The sequence below is a fragment of the Bdellovibrio sp. HCB274 genome, from assembly GCF_047306075.1.
In the GTDB taxonomy this organism is placed as follows: domain Bacteria; phylum Bdellovibrionota; class Bdellovibrionia; order Bdellovibrionales; family Bdellovibrionaceae; genus Bdellovibrio.
In genome coordinates this window covers 3,280,591-3,302,027 of sequence record NZ_CP178623.1, presented here as the reverse complement: position 1 = coordinate 3,302,027, position 21,437 = coordinate 3,280,591, and the positions used below count along the sequence as shown (strand labels likewise).

At 47.2% G+C, this 21,437-nt stretch carries 18 protein-coding genes; 4 read left to right on the top strand and 14 right to left on the bottom strand.

What is annotated here, in order from left to right; genetic code table 11:
- Window positions 1-44: 44 nt before the first annotated feature.
- From hemH to ACLWNV_RS15950, 9 genes are read right to left on the bottom strand one after another with little or no spacing between them, the layout of a single operon-like run.
- Window positions 45-1,052, bottom strand: coding sequence for a ferrochelatase (gene hemH, locus ACLWNV_RS15990; RefSeq protein ID WP_413585440.1), 1,008 nt, complete (start codon window positions 1,050-1,052; stop codon window positions 45-47).
- Window positions 1,045-2,262, bottom strand: a complete 1,218-nt coding sequence (locus ACLWNV_RS15985; protein ID WP_413585439.1) for a protoporphyrinogen/coproporphyrinogen oxidase — start codon at window positions 2,260-2,262, stop codon at window positions 1,045-1,047. Before ACLWNV_RS15985 ends, hemH begins: the two co-directional genes overlap by 8 nt.
- On the bottom strand, window positions 2,259-3,608 hold the full coding sequence (hemN, locus tag ACLWNV_RS15980; RefSeq protein ID WP_413585438.1) for an oxygen-independent coproporphyrinogen III oxidase: 1,350 nt from the start codon (window positions 3,606-3,608) through the stop codon (window positions 2,259-2,261). The genes ACLWNV_RS15985 and hemN overlap by 4 nt, the downstream gene beginning before the upstream one ends.
- Window positions 3,605-4,627, bottom strand: coding sequence for a uroporphyrinogen decarboxylase family protein (locus ACLWNV_RS15975; RefSeq protein WP_413585437.1), 1,023 nt, complete (start codon window positions 4,625-4,627; stop codon window positions 3,605-3,607). Before ACLWNV_RS15975 ends, hemN begins: the two co-directional genes overlap by 4 nt.
- Window positions 4,624-5,301: a response regulator transcription factor gene (locus ACLWNV_RS15970; RefSeq protein WP_413585436.1), complete on the bottom strand. Its 678-nt coding sequence runs from the start codon at window positions 5,299-5,301 to the stop codon at window positions 4,624-4,626. The genes ACLWNV_RS15975 and ACLWNV_RS15970 overlap by 4 nt, the downstream gene beginning before the upstream one ends.
- Window positions 5,301-6,146: a sensor histidine kinase gene (locus ACLWNV_RS15965; protein ID WP_413585435.1), complete on the bottom strand. Its 846-nt coding sequence runs from the start codon at window positions 6,144-6,146 to the stop codon at window positions 5,301-5,303. The genes ACLWNV_RS15970 and ACLWNV_RS15965 overlap by 1 nt, the downstream gene beginning before the upstream one ends.
- Before the next feature lie 6 nt (window positions 6,147-6,152).
- Window positions 6,153-7,436 (bottom strand): glutamate-1-semialdehyde 2,1-aminomutase, encoded by a 1,284-nt coding sequence (locus ACLWNV_RS15960; RefSeq protein ID WP_413558799.1) that lies wholly within the window; start codon window positions 7,434-7,436, stop codon window positions 6,153-6,155.
- Window positions 7,424-8,932: a hydroxymethylbilane synthase gene (gene hemC, locus ACLWNV_RS15955; protein ID WP_413585434.1), complete on the bottom strand. Its 1,509-nt coding sequence runs from the start codon at window positions 8,930-8,932 to the stop codon at window positions 7,424-7,426. Before hemC ends, ACLWNV_RS15960 begins: the two co-directional genes overlap by 13 nt.
- Entirely contained in the window at window positions 8,923-9,822 is a 900-nt protein-coding gene (locus ACLWNV_RS15950) for a hypothetical protein (protein WP_413585433.1), read from the bottom strand. Before ACLWNV_RS15950 ends, hemC begins: the two co-directional genes overlap by 10 nt.
- A 108-nt stretch (window positions 9,823-9,930) precedes the next feature.
- Here ACLWNV_RS15950 and hemB point away from each other — a divergent pair, with 108 nt between their 5' ends.
- Complete coding sequence (hemB, locus tag ACLWNV_RS15945) at window positions 9,931-10,914, top strand: porphobilinogen synthase (protein WP_413585432.1); 984 nt, start codon at window positions 9,931-9,933, stop codon at window positions 10,912-10,914.
- A 180-nt stretch (window positions 10,915-11,094) separates the two neighbouring features.
- Window positions 11,095-12,492, top strand: coding sequence for a hypothetical protein (locus ACLWNV_RS15940; RefSeq protein WP_413585431.1), 1,398 nt, complete (start codon window positions 11,095-11,097; stop codon window positions 12,490-12,492).
- A gap of 160 nt (window positions 12,493-12,652) precedes the next feature.
- On the opposite strand, the gene ACLWNV_RS15935 is transcribed toward ACLWNV_RS15940, so the two are convergent.
- From ACLWNV_RS15935 to ACLWNV_RS15925, 3 genes are read right to left on the bottom strand one after another with little or no spacing between them, the layout of a single operon-like run.
- Window positions 12,653-13,213: a hypothetical protein gene (locus ACLWNV_RS15935; RefSeq protein ID WP_413585430.1), complete on the bottom strand. Its 561-nt coding sequence runs from the start codon at window positions 13,211-13,213 to the stop codon at window positions 12,653-12,655.
- Window positions 13,214-13,260: 47 nt separating this feature from the next.
- Window positions 13,261-14,616 (bottom strand): hypothetical protein, encoded by a 1,356-nt coding sequence (locus ACLWNV_RS15930; RefSeq protein WP_413585429.1) that lies wholly within the window; start codon window positions 14,614-14,616, stop codon window positions 13,261-13,263.
- Entirely contained in the window at window positions 14,613-15,584 is a 972-nt protein-coding gene (locus ACLWNV_RS15925) for an A/G-specific adenine glycosylase (protein WP_413585428.1), read from the bottom strand. Before ACLWNV_RS15925 ends, ACLWNV_RS15930 begins: the two co-directional genes overlap by 4 nt.
- A 37-nt stretch (window positions 15,585-15,621) precedes the next feature.
- On the opposite strand from ACLWNV_RS15925, the gene speB reads away from it, so the two are divergent.
- Window positions 15,622-16,554, top strand: a complete 933-nt coding sequence (speB, locus tag ACLWNV_RS15920) for an agmatinase (protein WP_413585427.1) — start codon at window positions 15,622-15,624, stop codon at window positions 16,552-16,554.
- 357 nt (window positions 16,555-16,911) lie between these two features.
- Window positions 16,912-17,463, top strand: coding sequence for a transposase (locus ACLWNV_RS15915; protein ID WP_413585426.1), 552 nt, complete (start codon window positions 16,912-16,914; stop codon window positions 17,461-17,463).
- Window positions 17,464-17,575: 112 nt separating this feature from the next.
- Here ACLWNV_RS15915 and ACLWNV_RS15910 read toward each other — a convergent pair whose 3' ends face one another.
- Window positions 17,576-19,795 (bottom strand): phospholipase D-like domain-containing protein, encoded by a 2,220-nt coding sequence (locus ACLWNV_RS15910; RefSeq protein WP_413585425.1) that lies wholly within the window; start codon window positions 19,793-19,795, stop codon window positions 17,576-17,578.
- 122 nt (window positions 19,796-19,917) lie between these two features.
- The gene (locus ACLWNV_RS15905; protein WP_413585424.1) at window positions 19,918-21,330 is read right to left on the bottom strand and encodes a sigma-54-dependent transcriptional regulator; all 1,413 of its coding nucleotides are present in this window, start codon (window positions 21,328-21,330) and stop codon (window positions 19,918-19,920) included.
- Between the last annotated feature and the right edge of the window lie 107 nt (window positions 21,331-21,437).

Sequence of the window (21,437 nt, the reverse complement as noted above, 5' to 3'; positions counted from 1 at the left end):
TTTGTTATATAGCAAAGCGCAGTGGGTCAAATTAGAGTAACTAATCAAGTCTGAGAGCTGATCCATTGAGCAAACTGACTCACCCAGTTGTTGTTCACATTCACGCATGGGACAAGATGGAATTCTTTGCCGCCAGCTTCGTGGAAAGTTTCCTCTCCACCGATGCCAATTTCTTCAAGTGTTTCGATACAATCGGCAACAAACGAAGGGCAAAGCACAGCGATATTTTTATACTTTGGCGCCAGTTCCGCAATCGTTGCATCTGTCGCAGGCTTTAACCACTCATCACGTCCCAAGCGGGATTGATAAGCCAAGCTCCATTGATCTTTGGTCAGTCCCATTTTCTTGGCGATGGCTGTTGCTGTGGCTAGGCATTGGGCGCGGTAGCATGGCTTGTCGCAAGCTTTCGGTTGAATGCAGCAATCTGCAGTCACCAGGCAACCCGCATTTTGTTTTACGTGGCTTTCAGGCAGACCATGAAACGAAAACAAATAGTGTTCGATTGTTTTACCCTGCAAGAACTGCTGGGCGATTTCCACACTAGGATCCACAAAACAAGAATGCTGATAGAAGTCAGGAATGGTTTTTACCTGAAATTTCAAACCTAGTTTTTTGATCTGGCGCTGAACTTCGCGAACAGATGATCCTGTCGTCGCATCGGCGTACTGCGGATACATCGGCGCCAGCAAAACATTTTCAACGCCAGCATCAGCAAAAGCTTTCAGCGCTGACGGGATGTCTGGATCACTGTAGCGCATGCCCACTTTTACCATGTGCTGCTCGCCCAGGGATTTTTGCAATAGTTCTGCAAACTCAACAGTATAAACAGTCAGTGGGGAGCCATTCTCAAGCCAGATCTTTTTATAGTTTCCAGCCGAGATCGGGCCACGCTTGGGCACGATCAACAGATTCACCAATGGCCAACGCAGGATAAACGGAAGATTGATAACTTCCTTATCCATCAGGAAATGTGTCAGATATTTTTTAACATCAGGAACCTGATAGGATCTGGGGCTGCCAATATTTAAAAGTAAAACGCCTGTTTTAGCCATGTTGACTCGCAATCTCTTCACTCAAACGTTCGCTGCGCTCTAGTATTTTGCTAAGGCCGATTCCGGATAGGTAGTTGCCGTGAAGGAATACATCTTTTGCGGCAAGGGCAGGGCTTTGCGAAAGCTCTTGCTGGATTTTTTCAAGCTCCAGATCGTAGACCGGCAATGCTTGGTTCCAGCGGAAAATTTTCGCATCCAGGATGCTGTCCTGGCGTTTGAAAATGCTTTTGCGTTCCTTGCTGATCAGATCCAAAAGGTCCTTGTCAGTATAGTTCAAAAGATCCTGATTGTTTTTGCCACCCATAATCCAGGTTTCGTTATAGTTCTTGTTGCGACCGGCGAAAATATACGGAGGCATCAACACACCAAAGGTGCGCAGCTTAAGACCACGGGGAATCAGGCAGCCAAAACCTTTGTACTTAGTTTGGGCCTTATCAAAGAAAACGGTCGTGCTGATCAAGGACGACATATTCACACGGGCTAGGATTTTTGAAATCTCAGGGGCGCACTTTGTTAAAATATTGGAAGCAGCATTGGCCGAGGTCGCAATCACCACGGGTCCATCGACGTTGGAAACATCGATATCTGATTCCAGGTAAATTTCCACATCAAGCTGCTGTAGTGTCGCATGCAGATAATCAACAATGTCCTGCATACCTTGGGGACCACTGATAGTGCCGCGGAATTTTTCGCGGTCTTTCTTAAACAAAGGCGAGATAATCAGGGAAGCACTTAGATCCTGGGATTCATTTGCATAAATTCCCTGCATGGCAGGTCCCAACAGGTAAGTCGTGGCTGCTTTGCCCAGGCGGCGCAAGCCCCAGTCTTTTAATGTTTCACCTGCATTTGGTTTTAAAGAAGCTTTGGCAAATAAAACTCTGGGAATGACAGTGAAGGCGACCTTCAGGATTTCAAATGGATTCAGTGGCATCGCTTTGGGAAAGCCACGAAAGATAAATCTTTTCTTGGAGGATTCTAACGGGAAGGTCAGATCCAAACCGATTTCTTTAAATAACTTTTCTGATCGGTCTGTCAGGATCATCGAGTTCGCAGCTCTTTCAGCCATTCCGAACTCGCCATATTCAGTTCCTAAAAGTCCACCCAGACGGGCAGACTTTTCATGAAGGTGAACTTTGAATCCTTTTTGGGCTAGCTTCAGGGCCACTGTAAGTCCCGCGAAGCCACCTCCGACAACCGTGACCTTTTTCATATAGACTGAGAGAAAATCTTGGTTTGAGGTTGTTTCGTCTTCAAGCGCTCGTCAAAGAATACGCAGGCGTTGCGCAGGAACGGACGGCCCGCTTCCAATACAACCAGTTTATGATCTTTAATGACCAGAAGTTCGTCTTTGATCATTTCAGTTAAAAACTCAGCAGCTTTTTGCTCTTGTTCCGCGCTTAGGAATTCGACCTCAAATTCGGTCATCAATTTTAGAATTTGACGACGGCGAATTTGGTCTTCTTCAGTCAGGATGTGACCACGCATTGTCGGAATCAAGCCGTCGTTGATGGCCTGTTCGTACAAAGGCAAAACCTTTTCGTTCTGATGAAAGCTATACGGCGTTTCAGAAATCGAGGATACGCCCAAGCCCAAAAGAACATCAGTTCTTTGATCGGTGTAACCCATGAAATTTCTGTGCAGACGTTTTTCATCCATTGCGATGCTAAGATTGTCTGTAGGCAGAGCAAAGTGGTCCATGCCCACTTCCACGTAACCAGCATCAATCAGAATGCCGCGGGCGATCTCATAAAGCTCGCGTTTTTCAGCGGCCTTTGGAAGATCTTCGTCTTTGAACAGGCGCTGAGCGGGCTTGATCCAGGGAACCAGGGCAAAACTGTAAAGAGCAATACGATCCGGGCGCAATTTCACAGTGGCTTCCGCAGTTTCGCGGATAGACTCTGCTGTTTGTTTTGCCAGGCCATAGATCAAATCGAAATTCACGGACGTATAACCCAGGTCACGGGCAGCCTGCGAAAGCTCGGCCGTGATTTCCAAAGGCTGAATGCGATTTACCAGACGTTGAACTTCAGGATTGAAGTCCTGAACACCCATGCTGACGCGATTAAAGCCCAAGGTGCGAAGTGCTTTTAATTGCTCTGGAGTGGTTCTGCGAGGATCGACTTCGATAGAACCCTCGAAGTGTTCTTTATCCAGATTGCAGTCATTCACGATCGGAGTCAGAAGGCGCAACAAAGACTCAGCTGACAGGAACGTGGGAGTTCCGCCGCCCAAGTGAATGTGTTTCAACGGAGCTTTCAAAAGTTCCGGTACCTGTTGCTTATATAGATTCCATTCTTTGATCAGCATATCCACATAAGGGGATTCCTTCGTGTGGCTTTTCGTGATGATGTTGTTACATCCACAGAAAGTACAAAGAGTTTCACAGAATGGAATATGCACATACAAAGACCATCCACCGTCGCTTTTTTGCAAAGTGGTTTTTAGGTGCGACACCCATTGATCCCGTGTCGGATTGGTTTCCCAATAAGGCACAGTCGGATAAGAAGTATAGCGGGGTGCCGGGACGTCGTATTTGGCTAAAAGGTCTTTAATCATGAAAGCACCTCTCGAACTGTTTCGATGAATAGTTTCACGTTTTTTTCCGGAGTTTTTGGCAGGACACCGTGGCCTAGACCGCAAACCCAACCAGCGCGTGCTTCAGGCGCCATGTCTTTCATTGGAGCCAGGAAGTTTGCGACCGCTTTTTTAAAGTCAGCGTCATCCATAAATAACAAGCTTTGATCGAAGTTACCTTGCACGAAGCCTTTGTTTTGAACTTTGAAGCACTCCGGGATGTAGCAACGGTGGTCGAAACCCTGGCCAGCCCATGGAAGCTCTGCGAATTCTTTATTAAAGAATGTCGGCTGCGTACCTTTAGAGTAGTAACCAATTTTACCCGGGAACTCTTTTGCAAGAACCGAGATCACCGGCTGAATCCATTCTTTAAAGAACAATGGAGATACTTCGCCAGCCGCCGTATCAAAGATCATCACGATCTCAACGCCGCCATCTAGTTGTAACTGGATGTTGGCTTTCAAAAGCGGAAGCATCTTTTCCAGAAATTTCGGGAACATATTGATCAATACTTTGGATTGAATCAAAGAACCTGCGTGGGAACCTTCAACACCGTATACGAACAAGGTCCAAGGACCCCCGACGAAGCCGATCAAGCTTTTGTCTTTAGGAAGAACTTCGCGAGTTGCGATAACAGCGTCTTTTTGGAACTTCATGAATTCGATCGCCGGTTGAACTTCGCCCAGGTTGTTGATCGTTTCAGGGTTTAGTTTAAAGCCCAATTGCGGACCGTGAGCGTCTGTATATTTCAAACCCATGCCCAAAGCTTCCAGTGGGAATAGGATGTCAGAGAAAAGAATAGACACGTCAAAATCAAATTCAGCCACAGGACCGCGAGCGACTTCAGCTGCCAGTTCAGGAGTTTTGCAAAGCTCTTCGAAAGAGTTTTTCTTTCTCATGCCTTGATAATGCTGGTGATAACGGCCGGCCTGACGCATGAACCAGATTGGAGGAGTCTTCTGTGCTTTTCTTTGAAGAGCGTTGTGAAAAAGTGTGTTCATACTGTCGTTTCCTCCGTGGACCATTGGTAGCCGATGCCGCGCACGGAACGAATGTGTTTATCGCCGTCCTCGCCCAACAAGTGGCGCAGACGAACAATGATATTATCAATCGTTCTGTGGCTTGGGTTCTTATCCACACCCCAGATTTCATTCATGATCTCGTCACGACTTAAAATCCGTGGTGCTTTATCAATTAATAACTGCAAAATCTTCATGTCAGTAACGGCCGGGTACTCGATTTGACCTGAGTTCTTACGCACAGACATGTTAGTAAAATTAATCACACACGTAGCCAGTTGCACTTCCTTCAAAGGAGCGTGTGCATCCAAAACGTGTTTTACGCGGATCAAAAGCTCTTTCAAATGGAAAGGCTTAGGGATGTATTCCGCGGCTCCCAGTTCAAATCCTTGCAGGCGGGATTCCGCATCCGCTTGAGCGGTCAGGAAAAGGAAAAGAACCTGCGTGAGCTTTTTCATTTTGGCAGCAAGCTCAAAGCCCGTACCGTCAGGAAGTCCCACATCCAGAATCACCAGATCGAAATCTTTTTCTTTACTGAAAATGGACCATGCTTCGGCAACGCTTTTACCCCAGGAAACTTCATAGTCCTTGCGCAGACGTTCCGTCAGTGTTTCACCCAGGGATAAATCATCTTCAACCAGAAGGACTTTTCTCATTACAGACGGCCCTCCATGTGCAAAATGGATTTAAATCCGGAATTTTCAGTGGATTCAAAGCGGACGTCGCCGCGCATTTTTTCCATCAATCGTTTTGTGATCAAAAGTCCAATGCCATTGCCGCGGGAGTCTTTGGAGTTTAGGAGTTCTGAACCCAGTTTGCCAGTTTCACCTTTAAAGCCCAGGCCGTCGTCAGTGAAGATCACTTCCAGACGATTGCCAGTCAAAGCGCGAACGCTGATTTTCACTGCCGTGGCTTTGCCATGCAGGACGGAGTTTTGTAGTAAGTTACGCACAACACTCATCAACCCGCGACGATCGCCGTTGATGCGGGCATCGCGCTCCAATTCAACGGATAGATCCGCGAATTCTGTGCGCAGGCTGGCCAGTAAACCGCTCAGGGAAATCTCTTCGTGCAGAAGGGGACTTACCTCAAGGTTTGCCAATAGCAGGGAATTTTCAAGTTGCAGATCCAAGCGTTGGATATCAGAAATCAAACGCTTCATGACGGGCGGGCTGTTGCCTTGCAAGTCTTCCTCCAAAACTTCAGCTTGCAGTCTTAAACGGGCAATTGAAGTTTTGATATCATGACTGAAAGTCGAGAAAAAGAAACGCAACCGATCGTGGCGCTGTTTATCGCGGAAAGTGAATACGATTAAGGAAATTCCACCAATTAAGATGGACCCCAAAAGAATAGAACCTTCCCAAGCGATCATACGGTGTTGGCGCGCACCTTCCAACTCCATCAAGAAGAACACCCACCACCAAGCCACAAGTGCAAACGTGAACGCGAACCAGATGATCGCGAGCACCGTTTTCAAATGTGATTTGATGAAGTTCTTCATTTTCAATTACTCCGCAGAACCCACGATGATGCTTGCTGCTTCTGCCAACAATTCATCGGTGTGAGCCATAGAAACAAAACCGACTTCATAAGCGTTCGGAGCCAGGTAAACACCTTTGTCCAAAGCTTTTAGGAACAAACCTTTGAAAGTTGCGCCTTGATTTGCAGGAATTTGCTCGATAGTGCGGATTGTTTTGCCGCTTGTATCGCCATGGATCCAGAACAACGAAGAGTGCTGTTCCACTTTCAACGGCAAACCTTTTTTAGCGAAACCATCGCGTAGTGCCTGAACAAATTTTTGAGTGCGTTTTTCAAGAACATTCCAACCATCCAGACGCTGCATTTTCTTAAGGGTCACAAGACCTGCACGCATGCCGATTGGATTCGCTGACAAGGTACCGGCCTGGTAAACATCACCGCTTGGAGCGACCATGTTCATAAGTTCAGCGCGACCACCGTAGCAGCCCACTGGGAAACCACCACCGATGATTTTACCGTAAGTCACTAGATCTGGAGTGATACCTGTTTTTTCAACCATGCCGGCTAGGCCCACACGGAAACCAGAGATCACTTCGTCAAAGATCAACAAGGAGCCGTTCTTTTTGCAAAGATCAGCCACTTTTTGCAGGAATTCCTGACGTTGGATCAAAAGACCATAGTTCGCTGGAAGTGGTTCGATGATCACTGCTGCGATGTCTTTGCCTTGAGCTGCGAACACTTCAGCAAGTTTTGCTTCGTCATCAAGAGGAGCGACAACTGTCGTGTTTGCTACTTCAGCAGAAATACCCGCCGATGAAGAAGCTGCAGCACCCGCCAACCCCGAACCCGCTTTTACAAGCAAGTTATCAACGTGACCGTGGTAGCAACCTTCAAATTTCAGGATTTTGCTACGGCCTGTAGCTGCACGAGCAACGCGCAACGCGGACATAACCGCTTCAGTACCAGATGATACGAAACGAAGCTTTTGCATGAATGGCAAAGTTGAAGTGATCCACTCTGCAAGTTCCAAAGAGTAAATTTCAGTGGCACCGAAAGTCCAAGCTGTGTCCACCATGCGGTGAACTTCTTCAGCAACCTCAGCATCACGGTGACCCAGGATCAATGGTCCAAAGCTTTGGCAGAAGTCGATGTACTTCTTATCTTCAACAGAAGTAAGAAATGCACCTTCAGCTTGTTTAAAGAAAACAGGAGCACGGTCCAAGCCTTTGAAAGAACGAACGGGGGAGTGAACTCCGCCTGGTGCAACTTTAAGGGCGCGTTGGAATAATTCTTCAGAAGTTACTTTGTGCATTGCTGTCTCCAGTTTTCTTGATCCAGATAGATATTTAATTTTGATTCTTCAAATTTGCCTTGTTCTTGCAAATACTGGCGAATGATCTTGTAAGTGTTGCCAGGACCACATGCGTGATGCTTGTCCAGAACTTCAGGACTCTTCTTCGCTGTATCCAGGAACTGACTGCCACTGCTCCAGAAGAAGCATTCTTTACCAGTCACAGGTGTCGCGTTGTTTTGCTCACCCAAAGTGTAAGTCGCAATCAAAGGCATTTGGCGTGCGCCTTCTTCGTAACCGGTGTCGTGAGTTAGTTTCGCCCAAGACAAAGATTTGCCAGCCAGAATGTCGATGCGGGATTCTTCCTGCTCGCCCAAACCTTCAGAGCAACCGTGAACCCAAACACCTTTTTGCGCCATGGCTTTCCAAGTGCGAGTTCCTGCGGTCCAAACGAATTGATCGAACTTCAATGATTCAGGCCAGGATTCAGAGCGGGAAACGTAGAGAGCATTTGTGCCGGTTGGAACTTTCCAGTCGGTCAGAGGTTTTCTTTCCGCGCGAACTTCGGAAGACCACATTTGATCCGCAGAGAACTTCGGAGAAACAACAGCAGGTTTCAATTCACGTTTGTCTAAAACAGTTCCACCATCAGTCAGACCTTTAAGAATCGTGATCTCACCATATGGGCGGGACAAAACCGCCACACCAATCTTCTGATGGCAACCGCCACCGAAGCTTGCCAGGATGTCGCGCTCTTTTTGTGCGCATTGGAAAGTTGTTGGGTTGTCGATTTTCGCAAGCAACTCTTTCAAATCAGCACGGTCCGCTTTGATCTCAACAGCCAAAGCACCTTGTGCGGCTGCATTCGGATTGATGCTCAAAGGAAGGGCCGCAAATTCAACTTGATCCAGGTACGAGCGAAGGAGGCCCTGAACTTCTTTGAATTCAGGCTCTTTCGCTGTCAACAGACGATCCAAAGCTGCTTTCGCAACGATCAACCCGTCAGTTTCAGTCGCTTCCAAAAGTTTGCGGATGCGAGTCGGGATATTCCCGCGCACGCTTTCAAACTTCACAGATTCCAGGTTGAACGGAAGATGTTCTTTAAAGAAATTCGTCAGATTGTATTCACGACGAGGGGAAGAACTGAACACGTTCATTTTTTTTGAAGTGCGCAGTTTTTCGAAATGCGATTTTTTAACCAGCAACAAGTCACGTTGATCCGCGCGAGGCAAAGTCGCAGCAATCACCGTCTCAGATTTTGACTCTGTGGGAAGGTCTTTCCAGGAGTGAACAACCATGTCGGTTTCGCCCTTGATCAACTCGCCAAAGAAGTCTTCAGTGAAAACGCCTTTTTCAGGAATTTGCCACAGCGGAGTTGTCAGGTTGATGTCACCCAGGGATTCCTTGAACTTGAATTCGATCTCAAGTCCCGGATTTTTTTCTTTTAAAATTTCGCCAACCATATAAGCCTGGAGGCGGGCTAAATCACTTTTACGAGCGGAAATTTTCAGGCGCATATATCGTCCCAACCAAGTGGACGAAGCTCTGTTCTTTGTGCGAAGGCCAAGGCTTTTTCGAACAAGAACGCGCGGATCTGTTCGATTTTGGTTTGCCTGTCTTTTTTGGTCTCTTCGATTTCAGCAAAAAACTGTTGAAGGGTCATGACGGTCACGTGAGGGAACTGTTTTGCAATGAGTGCTGGCAAATTGTTTTCTTCGCCGCGCAGATCATAAATCACATGAGGACGGGTGTCCTGCTTGCTGATCAATTCCAGGATGCGTGCATCAGAAAGAGGTGCGGCAATAACCATCGCCTCTCCATGAACATAAGCTTCGTTGTAGTTTACAATATTAAGATTATCGTATTTCTCTGCGAAGCTGCGCATCTTTGTGCATTCACGGCAAAGAACTTGAACGGATTTTTTGTGAGCCAGCCACGGAAGGATTTCCTGCGCCAATTGTCCGGACCCACACAATGTGACGGAATCCATATCCTTGGAGTAACGGCGCAAAAGGCTGCCATAACTTTGTGAACCAATTCCCACCAGGTGTTCTGCACGCGTGCGTTTCACTTCAGTCATAACGAAGTTCAACCATTTCTGGTTATCGCCAAACAAAGTGTCGCCAGCGGCTTTGCGAGCGTCGATGAAGTTACGGAATTGACCCAGAACTTCTGTTTCGCCCACGATCGGGGAGTGAAGACCACAAAGAATTTCAAGTAAAAGACTGAAAGCTTTCTCGCCACGAAGAACCTGATCTTCAGACTCCAACACATCAAGCATTGAATTCAATTCGTCCTCACGGCAGAATAGAATCTGGCGCAGACATGTTTTGAACACGGCTGCATCTTGCAGGGATTCTGCAAAATTTTTGCTGGATTTTCTGTGAACGAGAAGTATATCTTCCATCTTGATTATTAGGTTTATCACTAAACTTTCATTAAAGTGTCATTGAAATGTCATAAGTGGGGTTTTCCCAAAGCGAGACGCCCTACGACATACGAAGCGAGGTTCTATATGAAGTTGACACAGAGGCCCAGAAGAAACCGTCGTACTGAAGCTGTGCGGCAAATGGTTGCAGAAACGGATCTCCGTCCCTCTCAATTAGTCCTGCCTTTGTTTCTTGTAGATGGCACCCAACAAAAGCAAGAAATTGCCTCTATGCCGGGCATTTTCCGCATGAGCCCTGATTTAATTTTAGATGAAGTCGCTCGCGCCGTTTCTCTTGGAGTGAAAAGTTTCGACCTTTTTCCTGCTCTGCCTGAATCCAAGAAAGATCAAACTGGTACGGAGTCGTTGAATCCAAATGGTTTAATGCCCACAACCCTGAAGAAAATTCGCGACAAGTTTCCAGATGTGACGCTGATCACCGACGTAGCTCTAGATCCCTACTCCTCGGATGGACATGATGGCGTAGTGAAAAACGGTCTCATCTTGAATGATGAAACGGTAGAGATTCTCGCAAAAATGAGTGTGCTTCATGCGAAGTCCGGTGCTGATATTGTTTCTCCATCAGACATGATGGACGGACGAGTCGGTGCAATTCGTAGCGCTCTTGATGCTGAAGGTTTGATTGGTACTGGCATCCTTTCTTACTCGGTGAAATATGCTTCCAGCTTCTATGGTCCTTTCCGTGATGCCTTGGAATCAGCGCCCAAGTTCGGCGACAAAAAAACGTACCAAATGGATTTCCGCAACACGCGCGAAGCGATTCGCGAAATTGATTTGGATGTTGAAGAGGGTGCTGACATCGTGATGGTGAAACCTGCGTTGTCGTATCTGGATGTGATCGCAAAAGTAAAAGCGCACACGAATATTCCAGTGGCAGCTTACAACGTGAGTGGTGAATACAGCTTGATCAAACACGGCGCCAAAGCCGGCTTGATCGACGAAACCCGCGCCATGGTGGAAACTCTATACTCCATCCGCCGCGCCGGAGCCGATATCATCTTCACCTACTTCGCTCTGCCAATGGCCGAGTGGCTTCAAAAAAACCGTTAAAACCTCAAAGGTACGGACTTACCTTTGTTCGAGACGGGCATGTCCGCCGAAGCCTTGGCGAAGGTGGACGTATCATTTTGAAGCAGTGCTAGTTTCATAGCGAAAAACCATAAGTTTCATTCGGAATCTGCCGAAAAGTCCAGTAGGGAATGTTTAACCAAGGACTGCCAAATGAAGCACATGAGTAAGGTATTGGCCGTAGGTCTTCTTGTCATAGCTTTTCAAAATTGCGCGCAAACTCCTGAATTTTCAAAAACATCAATGGCATCACTCGAGTCTCCTCCAGAAGAGGAAGTGGTGAATTGTTTTGGTCGTACGGAAGGCACCACTTGGTGGGTACCGTCCAACGAAGTGATCAATGAAAATGGCGTTTGTGAATTTGGCGGCGACTTGAATTATTCATATACGAAGAACGTCGAACTGATTTGCTCAAATGGAAATGCAGTTCTGACAGGGCAATGGCAAAAAGGAAATCTGATTTCCACTTCCGGCGCCTGCCTGCCAGCTACATGTAACGGCAAAGCTTCCGGCAGTACTTGGAGTGTTCCGAATGGCACTTTGTCTGAATCGCAAAGCTGTCCTTCAAGTTCAGTCATCGTAAATGCCATCTATAATAAAAATGATGTTTTCATCTGTGAAAACGGCAAAGAAAATTTTGTAAAATCAGAAAAAGGTACTTACATAGGTCTGGACAAATCGTGTCCTTCACCGGATTTGAATGCGTCTTTCTCGAGTGAAAAAGTCGCGATCAACGGCACTGCCGGTTTGATCACGGAAGGTATTAACGTCTCCACGATGGCTTACACTTGCTCTGATGGACAATCCGGCACATTGCCGGTGACAGCGACCTCCACCAACATCAAAGTGATGCAGGACCTAGCGTGTACAGTGAAGGGTACTAATGCGGTGGGGGTATCGGTCAGCAAGACGGTTTCCATTTCCGTCACGTGCGGAAGCAACGAAGTGAAATCAGGCGGTAAGTGTATCGTGTACGCTTGTAAATCCTTTGTTGAAATCACTTCCTTCCCGGTTGTGATTCCAGAGCGCACTGAAGCCGGTGTTTGTTACTATGCGAAGCTCTTTAATAAGATCGCAGCTTCTCCATCTTCAGGAGATCGTTTAAGTTTCGTTTCAGCTCGTAATCACAGCGGTTCTCCAGGTGCCGGTGGTACGGCGGTAACGAACGTAGCTGCTCCGTATGTAATGGGTGCCTTTACGAATAAGGTGACGTTGCAGGGTGAGCGCTCAGTGAAACTATCGGGCTCAAGCAATGCACTGACTTCGATTTTGGTAGATAACTTTGTCTTGATGGGAAGCCGTTTGGCTTCAAGTACAGCCGCGATTTCAAATTACCGCGCCTTCGGTTCCGCCGATGCAGCGATCGGTACAACGGGTAAAATCAAAGTGAACAACAGCGACGTAGCCCTGCAAGCCTTTGAATCAGGCGGTACCGCAACCATCGGAACGCTGTTATTAACAAACGACTTCAGCGTCGGCAAACAATACGAGCTGAACGTAAACGCTCTGGACTGCGGCGGCTCAAAAGCCCTCTCCGACATTTACCTCGTTTTCCAATAGGTACGGACACACTTTATCCAGCATAGGCATTGAGTGCTTATGCTGGATTTTTTTTTGAGCATCAAGAATTCGCGTCTGTGGTGCTGATTATGGTCCCAATTTACGTATGTTATATTTCAAACGAATTTGAACAATTCAGCGTTTTATTGGATGGGTAATTCTACTTCTTAAGAGAAGGCTTTTCTTCAGGTGTTACCCAGGAAAATGTTTTGATGATTTGGTTACACTGTTGGAGGGACTTTGAAAAAGTGTCCTTGTTATCCAGGCAAGTCATGATCGCCACTTTGTCTTCGTTTTTCAAAACAACCTGACGGATCTGTTTGTTCTTGGCTCGGGAAAGCATATCCACGATCAATGCGGGGCTGCCGTTCAGATTGAATTGCTTGGTCGCTAAAACTTCAAAGCCATAGCTAGGATAGTCTCTCATCCATTTGCGCGTGTACAATTCCAGGGAGGCGTTTTTAGCGACGCGATCTGTGCGCACGCTTAATGAAGCTGCATCAGGTGAATTTTTATCTGCAAAACGAACTGTGTCTAAAATACTTTCTTCAGACAGAGCGACCGGAAGCCAATTGCTGCCATCCGTTTTTACAGAAAATCCTTTGTGCAGAAAATAGAGCCCTTTTTCCGGCGCTGTCAGCGCAGAGGTGCTGGTTGCAGGGTAAGGTGCTGCAAAGCCTGTCATCGGAATTAAAAAAAGAAGGACTAAAAACGTTCTCACCCTTTTAGGGTATCAAGGGCTCTAAAAGGCAGCAAGAGCAAAGGTCTTTATTTCACAGGAGATGGTGCTGGAGTCGGCGATTCCACAGAAACTGGACTCGTTGCGGGAGTCACCGCAGGTGTAACGGATGGTGTACTCGTCGGAGTTGCAGCTGGTGTTTCCATTGGTTTTTCAACAGGAGTGGCTGTTGGCGTTGAAGTCGGAACCGCATCTGTGGGCGGAGCTGCATTCGGAGTTGGTTCTGTGTTTTGAATCGGAGTTGCGGACGCATCTGGTTTTGACATGGGAGTCACGACTGGAGCAGCAACCACGGGTTTGCGTTTTCTAACTGGTTTCGGTGATGGAGCAGGTGCCACCGGTGCCGCAGCGAGGGTATCGGTCATTTCGGTTTTGGTTGTGCTTGCGGTGTCAGGTAGGCAAGGACCTAAATCTTCTGGCAGGTTGACCAGATAAATTTGTTTCTTTTCCTGAACAGTTCGTGTGAAAGCCAGTCGCTCTACGGACTCGTTGGAAACCGCTGGATAGAGCAAATCGTCTTTGCCTTTAAATACCACCTGGGTGCATTTCGTTTCCAGATTATAAACTTCAATCTGATACTTTTTGTCGCCTTTTCTTAGAATGCTATAAAACAAACGGGAAGGCGGGCGAGGAGCAAAGAACAAATCACGATAGTGACCCTCACCGGATTTAAGCAGCGCAGTTTGTTTGGTGTGAAGATCCACCAGTTGCAGGCTTTGCTGTTTGGACTCCAGATTGGTTTCTTTGAAAGCAACTCGGGATTTTTCCGGAGCCAAAGTCGGATATCTGCGATCTTTACCAGTTTCAGACGCCAGTAAAGAAACAAATCTGGATTTCAAATCCAGCCGATAAATACCTGTCACATCACCGCGGCGGGAAGTAAAAATAACGGAAGGCTTCGTCGGATGAGGCAGCATAAATGCCTCAGCATCGAAACCTGGTTGCAGAGTCACACGCAAAATATCCGAACCAAAGCGGTCACTCAGATAAAGATCTGCGGGAGGGAAATCTTTGTCAGGATTGCGATTTAAAAAAGGACTTTCTTTGATTTCATCCGTGGTGCTGGCATAGATGATTTCCATGTCGTTGATGTAGTCCGCATCAAACGCAGCTCCATCGGAAAAAGTCACACGACGTTCTTTGTTTCGAATAAGATCGGTTTCGTAAACCTGCAGGTCTTTTCTGTTGCCGCGATGATGACTGGAATAAATCAGGCGGGTCCCATTGGCAGAAAATCTGGGACGTTCGTTATCGCCCTGAAAGGTGACTTGCTTTACGTTCTTTTGAAGCAGGAAGTCCGGAGTCAGAAGATCTTTTGTCGGGCTGTGTGTGCATCCGAAAAGGATGCTGCCCAATAAGATAATCTTCAAACTCAGTTGCTTCATGTTTCTACCTTGTGCAGTACTTTTTGTAATAGGGAAGACGGATTGACCTTCTTAAGATTTTTCAGTTCAACCCATTCCACATTTCGGTCGCTCGCGGTTTTTTTATGAGCGATTTTTATGAAGATATCATGATGTGTGATGTTGTGTTTAGCATCATAGTCTTTGGGCTTGTCTTCATTTTGAGAAATCGTTCCTGGAAAGATCATTTGTCCTTTAAGGAACGGAGCATAGTCATTGCTAACTAATGCGACCTTGCCATTTTTTATTGTTACAACCGGTTTCCACACCCAGACTTCACTTTGTTTGCGCGGTTTTTTCAGAGGTAATTTCTCGACCAGATTCTTTTCTCGCGAAACGCAATCCGTGGACCACGGACACATCAAACACATGACTTTTTGCGGAGTGCAAACCGTTGCTCCCAACTCCATCAGGCCCTGATTTACTGAATCTGAGCTGCCAAAGGAGGACAGTGTGTCTGAGATTTCCTGCAGCTGCTGGCGGCCTTTGTTGTTCCACCACTCCAGTTTAAGACCGTAGCGACGAGAAAGAACGCGAATCACATTTCCATCCAGGACGCCGACCTTTTCACCGAAGGCGATGCTGGCTACCGCGCGGGAGGTATAAGGTCCAAATCCAGGAAGCTCTAACAACTCGGCCGCAGTTTTCGGAAAACCGTTTTCAGCCAAAGCCTTGGCCGCCTTATGAAGATTGCGTGCGCGCGAGTAGTAACCTAGACCAGCCCATGATTCTAAAACATCATGTTCTGGAGCTGAGGCTAGGTCCTGAACAGTCGGGAAATTTTTAAGAAATTTTTCGAAATAGGGAATGACCGCGACCACCGTGGTTTGCTGCAACATGACCTCAGAAAGCCAGATTCTGTAAGGATCTTTATTCTCGCGCCATGGAAGAGCGCGGCGATTTTTTTTGTACCACTGGATCAGTTGTTTTTGGTCGCGTTGATAGTCCATCCGCGGTAATGTAGTCTAGATAATTGAGGAGTCAATAATGGAATACAAACCTCTGAGCGGCCGTGAATTTCCCCGATTTTCTGCAATTAAAACCTTCTTCCGTTTGCCCTATGTGGCAATCGATGCGGATTATGAAGTCGGAATTTTTGGAATTCCTTACGATGGCGGCGTGTCCTACCGTCCAGGTGCTCGTTTTGCCCCGACAAAAATGAGAGAGGTTTCATCTTTGGGTCGTGGTTTCCACATGACTCGCATGGAAAATTTCTTTGAAAAACTGAAAGTCGCTGATATCGGCGATTGCCCGACAGTGCCTATCGATCAAGGTCAGACTTACGAGCGCATCGAGAAGTTCGTGGGCGAGCTTATGCAGCACAATAAGAAGTTTGTTTCTATTGGCGGAGATCACTCGACAACTCTTCCGGTTCTTCGTGCCTTAAGAAAAAAATACGGCAAGCCTTTAGCGTTTATTCATTTCGACGCGCACTTGGATACTTATCCCGCGGCATGGGGTTGTGAGTACCATCACGGAGCATTTGCCCGTCATGCGGTTGAAGAAGGTTTAGTCGATCCTAAAAAGATGGTACAAATCGGAATTCGCGGTCCATTGGCGGCTGGCGGCGATTTGGATTTCGTAAACAAGCATGGCATCCGCGTGATTACTGTGGATGATGTTCGCAATGTCCCAATCAACGAGTTTTTAAAAACGCTCCCAACGTTCGACGACACTCCAACATACATCAGCTACGACATTGATAATTTGGATCCAAGCTGCGCGCCAGGAACAGGCACGCCGGTCCCAGGTGGCCTGACCACGTACGAAGTACAACGCATCTTTCGCGCCCTGAAAATTCCAAACCTAGTAGGCTGCGACATCGTGGAAATCTCCCCACCCTTCGACCACGCCGACATAACAGCCCTCGCCGGCATGGACGCCATGTTCGAAATGCTTCACTTGTTCAAACCCAAATAGCCTTTTTATAAAACATCAGCCCCAGTGACCAAACTCACCGGGGCTTTTTTTTACTCACTACTTATCCACCATCATCTTCACCAAACCCCACGTAGTCCCCCGGGGGTATCGGTCACACCCAGCTAAACCATAACTTCCCGCAAGTTCGCCCTAATCCTCCACGGCAACTTTTTTTGGGGTACCGGTCATCATCGTAAGCAGCGTCTTCCGACTTCATTTGATTAAAGAACCAACGTCCCCTCTTCGGACATACTCACTCCATTAGGTAATGCATTCGATTTGAAAGAGGTTCTGCTCTTGCACTTCATCTTCTTATCTGGGGTATCGGTCAATCGATGTCACGAGGAGGAGTTTCAAATGAAACAACAAACTTTTTCGAATCTGCAAACCCATTGGAAGTTTCGGCATTGCCATGGTGGAACATTAAGAACGTCTTCAAAAGGGCGAGGCGCTCGGCCGCTCTCAAGCAAAGATCCGATTCATTTGGTTTTTAAAGTGAATATGACCGCTGTGAGCAAAGGCCTGCGCAGTCCGCGAAACTTTTCTCTGCTGAATATTCTACTTAAGAAGTACGCGCGGAAGTTTTTTGTGAAAATCGAGCAGTTTTCCATCCAGTCAGATCACATTCACATCCTCGTTCGCGGGAGCCGGCGGTCGGCGATTCAAAGTTTTTTGCGAGTGGTAGCGGGGCAGTTTGCACAATGCTTGACCGATACCTTCACAAAGCGGCACGAAGGGGAGCGGGTTTGGAAGCATCGGCCATTCACGAGAGTGATTAGAGGTTTTAAACCTTACAAAGTGGTGCGTGACTATATTCAATTGAACGAAATGGAAGCGCTTGGGCGTATGTATTCCAAGACAAGATTGCGGGGAATGTCGCCGGAGGAGTTGAGGGAGCTTTGGGCGTGATGACCGATACCCTCACGAGTGAGGGGGTAGCGGTAACTTGGGTAAGGATCGATGGCTTGGTTGGAAGCTGACCGATACCCCTGGGATGAGCGGATGGGTGTTCTTGGAGCGACTAGAAGTAGGAGTCGCCCCAGTCGATGAGTTGGCCGCTGATCCAGCCTATTTTTTCTTGGGCTGTCAGGAGGCGGCTGCGGCTTAGGTAGTTTAGGACTTCTTTTCGCAGATCGCGAGCTGTGGGTTCGTGCAGGATCAGCACGCCGCTTTCGGTGTCGTGGATGAAACTGCGGCGATTTAGGTTCACGCTGCTTAGGAAGCTGAGCTTGCCGTCGATCACCAGGATTTTTGCATGCATGATCGAGTTGGAATCAGTCCACTCGTAAATCATGATGTTTTTCAGATGGCGATTGATACCTTCTTTATTCACTTCTTCGGCGATTTGCGGAGTGCCGTCGCCGGCCAGGTGAATGCGGGTGACCACTTTGATATTCACACCTCGGGCATGCGCGCGATCCAAAGCTGCACTGATGGCCACCGAAGGACGGAAGTACGGAGTGGTCAGCATTAATTCTTTTTGAGCGGAATCAATCATCTCAATGTAGAACCGCTCCAACTGATACCCGTCAAAATAAGGCAGCGACATAATGTGACGAACCACAGGCTTTGATTTTGGCAAAGCATTCAGCTTCGACACCATGTCTTTGTCAGCATGAACCGGAATGTTCACGTTCGTTGAACGGAAGCGATGAGTTTCAGGTTCGCGATTCCAAAAGTTCACCATTTGCGCCAGAGTGTGCTTCACGATCTCAGTACCACGAAGTTCGATATCAAAATCGTTGTAATAGATGTAAGGCTCTTCCCCGTCGCCGTAATTTTTCAAATGCTTATAAGCGCGGTAAAAAGGCGTTTCCGGAAAAATATAAGAATCGCGAATATTACGACCACCCGTAATCATGAAATTCGCAGCCGGATTCTTGGCAGAGTATCCCAAAAGCAATTTTGTATGATTCACGCGATGAAAGCGATCAAACCAGGTTCCATCTTTGTCGTCAGTGACCGTGTACTTGTAGTATTGAACCTTCACGTTCGGAAGATCGCGCATCAACCAAGTGACAATTTCGCGATCCTTCTTGGTCATTGTCACCTGAGGCACCAGAATGCGCACCTGAGTTCCCCGTTCCGCGTGGTAGCGAATCGCGCGAGCAGTCACCATTCCCGAAAAATCTGCGGAAAAATTCAAAGAGGCCACCCAGATAACATCAAACTGCGGGGCCTTGCTGAAATTTAGCGTAGCCATCGGATTCTTTTGTTCAAAATCGCGAGTCTGCAGCGGAGAGCCCGTCAAAGAAATCATCCGGCGATTCATCGCCACAAATGGATTTCGCAGGTTGCTATAACTGTCAAAAGACTCTGGACAGGTATTAAAGTTGAAATCCTGGGACCAAAAGAACCCTTCCGGATTCTTACCCATCTCATTCGTCAAAAGCGGACAGGCATCAATCTGTTGCGCCATTCGCATCCACTCTGGAGAAAGCGAATTCAAGCTGGCCAATGGAAATCCATTGCTCCAGCTGGAACTTTGCTCTGGATCATAGTATCGGAACTGGCACTGTGAAACCCCCGGTGAAAACCGGACCGAAACGCGTTGACCGTTTTCACTAGCAAAATACCAGTCAAATTCAAAAACCCGGGTGCGCTCATCTGAACGCCAGAAGTATTTGGATGGAGCAATGATATCGCCATTGCACTCCAAACGCGCTTTAAGGAACTTTTTGCGAATCCGGTCGTCCTTGTCTTTGGCAAAAACGTCAGAATTTGTTGGAAGTTCATTTTTAAACAGCAAAGAGTAATTGGAGAAAATCCGATGCTCTAACGGAAAAGGATTAATCGCCTTTCCATCCAGACGATATTCGTGCAAATCGCGGATGCTGATCACTTCCTGCTTTTCAAACAAAGGACGGCGGAAGGTTCCCTGAAACCAAGGACCGATACCTGTCCAGCTGCGATTTTCAAATTTATCACCCAAAGAATCGCGCAGGGACTTGCGCTCGATCATCAGATTTTGAATCTGACTGCGAACAGCGGGATCTTTGATTTTGGAAAGATCAAAAAGCGGAGCGTTGGAAGTCATCACCATGGAAGGAGCGACCTGGAAAAGTTTTTGGCTATAGCGCCAGTCGTTGTTCCAATACTGCGAAAGCAGTAAATCGATTTCCTGAATGCGGGTCAGGCGGTCTTCATCAGTGATCACAGAACTTGGCGAACGCTGAGCACTTGTACAAGCCAGCAGTCCCACAAAGTTGAAAATGATCAATAAAATCCATACTCCACGCATCTGTTTCTCATCGGTCGCCCCGAGGAGAAATGAAGAAAATCAGCTGGGTTTTGGTCCAGATTGCCAAATAAAAAAAGAGACGGATTCTCATCCGTCTCTTCGTGTTGTTTCAAATCGGGAAACTAGAAATTTGCAGGGTTGATATCGTTCGGCGGAGTCAGACCTTTTTTCTTAATCTTCTCTACCAAAGTGGTTCTGTTCAATCTTAACAAAGCCGCTGCCTGGTTGCGATTCCATCCGGTTTTTTCAAGGGCCTTCAGGATCAGATTGTTTTCAAAGTTATCAACCGCTGTGTTGAAGTCCATACCGCTGTCCGGAATCTCAAGCTGGCTGGCATCCAAAGACATCACCGGCTTCAGGGACTTGTACTTGGTTGGAAGATCATTCATCTCAACCGTGCCCTGACCTTTTAGGATCGTCATTCGCTCAACCAGATTTTCCAGCTCACGAATATTTCCCGGCCATGGATAGTTGGATAAAGCGTCCAAAGCGTCAACCGCGATGCCAGTCAAACCACGTCCCTTGTTTTTATTGAAGATTTCCATGAAATGATTCAACAACAAAGGGATGTCGCTTTTGCGCTCGCGCAAAGCAGGAACGTGGATAGGAATAACATTCAGACGGTAATAAAGGTCTTCGCGGAATCTTCCGTGCTCAACAGCTTCTTCCAGGTGAATGTTAGTGGCGGCAATCACGCGAACATTGACCGATACCGTTTTGGTAGAGCCCACCGGTTCAAAACTTCTTTCCTGCAAAGCGCGAAGAAGTTTTACCTGCAATGAAGGTTCAAGATCACCGATTTCATCCAGGAAGATTGTTCCGCCGTCAGCCATTTCAAAACGACCGATGCGGTTTGCGATAGCGCCGGTGAAGGCACCTTTCATATGGCCAAACAACTCACTTTCCAATAACTCTGACGGGATAGCGCCGCAGTTGATTGGAACAAACGGACCTTGCGCACGAGGGGAGTTGTAGTGGATCGCGCGGGCAATCAACTCTTTACCAGTTCCGGATTCACCCGTAACCAAAACAGTCGAGTCAGAATCGGCAACACGTTCAATCAGACGCAAAACATTTTGAATTGGCTCCGAAGAGCCGACGATCTGGTCAAACTTATATTTCTTATTTAATTCAGAACGCAGTTGCTGATTTTCCTGCTGAAGTTTTTTATGAGTCAGAGCTTTTTCAATCAGACTCATCAGCTCTTCAAGGTTGAAGGGCTTGGTCACAAAATGGAAGGCACCTTTTTGAGTCGCGCGAATCGCAGATTCAATAGTGGCGTGACCAGTCAGGATAATAACTTCAGTTGCGGGATTCATGGCTTTCAAGTGAGACATGAACTCGATGCCGTCGCCATCTGGAAGATTCAAATCAACAATGGCCAAATCAATAGGAGTGTCACCTTGGGAAAGGGCTTTAGCTTCTTCGATTTTGTTGGCAGTGATGACGTTCAGACCTTTTCTGTCGAGCACTCTGAAGAGAGCGGTACGCAAAGAGGATTCGTCATCCAGAATAAGAACACGTTGTGAACGCATGAACCTTCCTTCCATGGTGGGTTCGTAAGAGACCGGCTGACGTGCATGTCGGCCTTACTAAAAGGATAAGGTAATTTTGACGGGCCTGTCAAAAAATCCGCGCCCAG

Bases quoted from the DNA above. Each gene is read 5' to 3' on its own strand.
- speB (WP_413585427.1), top strand. From the start codon at position 15,622: ATGGAATACAAACCTCTGAGCGGCCGTGAATTTCCCCGATTTTCTGCA.
- ACLWNV_RS15970 (WP_413585436.1), bottom strand. From the start codon at position 5,301: ATGAGAAAAGTCCTTCTGGTTGAAGATGATTTATCCCTGGGTGAAACA.
- ACLWNV_RS15950 (WP_413585433.1), bottom strand. From the start codon at position 9,822: ATGGAAGATATACTTCTCGTTCACAGAAAATCCAGCAAAAATTTTGCA.
- ACLWNV_RS15915 (WP_413585426.1), top strand. From the start codon at position 16,912: ATGAAACAACAAACTTTTTCGAATCTGCAAACCCATTGGAAGTTTCGG.
- ACLWNV_RS15975 (WP_413585437.1), bottom strand. From the start codon at position 4,627: ATGAACACACTTTTTCACAACGCTCTTCAAAGAAAAGCACAGAAGACT.
- ACLWNV_RS15930 (WP_413585429.1), bottom strand. From the start codon at position 14,616: ATGAAGCAACTGAGTTTGAAGATTATCTTATTGGGCAGCATCCTTTTC.
- ACLWNV_RS15985 (WP_413585439.1), bottom strand. From the start codon at position 2,262: ATGAAAAAGGTCACGGTTGTCGGAGGTGGCTTCGCGGGACTTACAGTG.
- ACLWNV_RS15960 (WP_413558799.1), bottom strand. From the start codon at position 7,436: ATGCACAAAGTAACTTCTGAAGAATTATTCCAACGCGCCCTTAAAGTT.
- hemC (WP_413585434.1), bottom strand. From the start codon at position 8,932: ATGCGCCTGAAAATTTCCGCTCGTAAAAGTGATTTAGCCCGCCTCCAG.
- hemH (WP_413585440.1), bottom strand. From the start codon at position 1,052: ATGGCTAAAACAGGCGTTTTACTTTTAAATATTGGCAGCCCCAGATCC.
- ACLWNV_RS15910 (WP_413585425.1), bottom strand. From the start codon at position 19,795: ATGCGTGGAGTATGGATTTTATTGATCATTTTCAACTTTGTGGGACTG.
- hemN (WP_413585438.1), bottom strand. From the start codon at position 3,608: ATGATTAAAGACCTTTTAGCCAAATACGACGTCCCGGCACCCCGCTAT.
- ACLWNV_RS15925 (WP_413585428.1), bottom strand. From the start codon at position 15,584: ATGGACTATCAACGCGACCAAAAACAACTGATCCAGTGGTACAAAAAA.
- ACLWNV_RS15905 (WP_413585424.1), bottom strand. From the start codon at position 21,330: ATGCGTTCACAACGTGTTCTTATTCTGGATGACGAATCCTCTTTGCGT.
- hemB (WP_413585432.1), top strand. From the start codon at position 9,931: ATGAAGTTGACACAGAGGCCCAGAAGAAACCGTCGTACTGAAGCTGTG.
- ACLWNV_RS15940 (WP_413585431.1), top strand. From the start codon at position 11,095: ATGAGTAAGGTATTGGCCGTAGGTCTTCTTGTCATAGCTTTTCAAAAT.
- ACLWNV_RS15965 (WP_413585435.1), bottom strand. From the start codon at position 6,146: ATGAAGAACTTCATCAAATCACATTTGAAAACGGTGCTCGCGATCATC.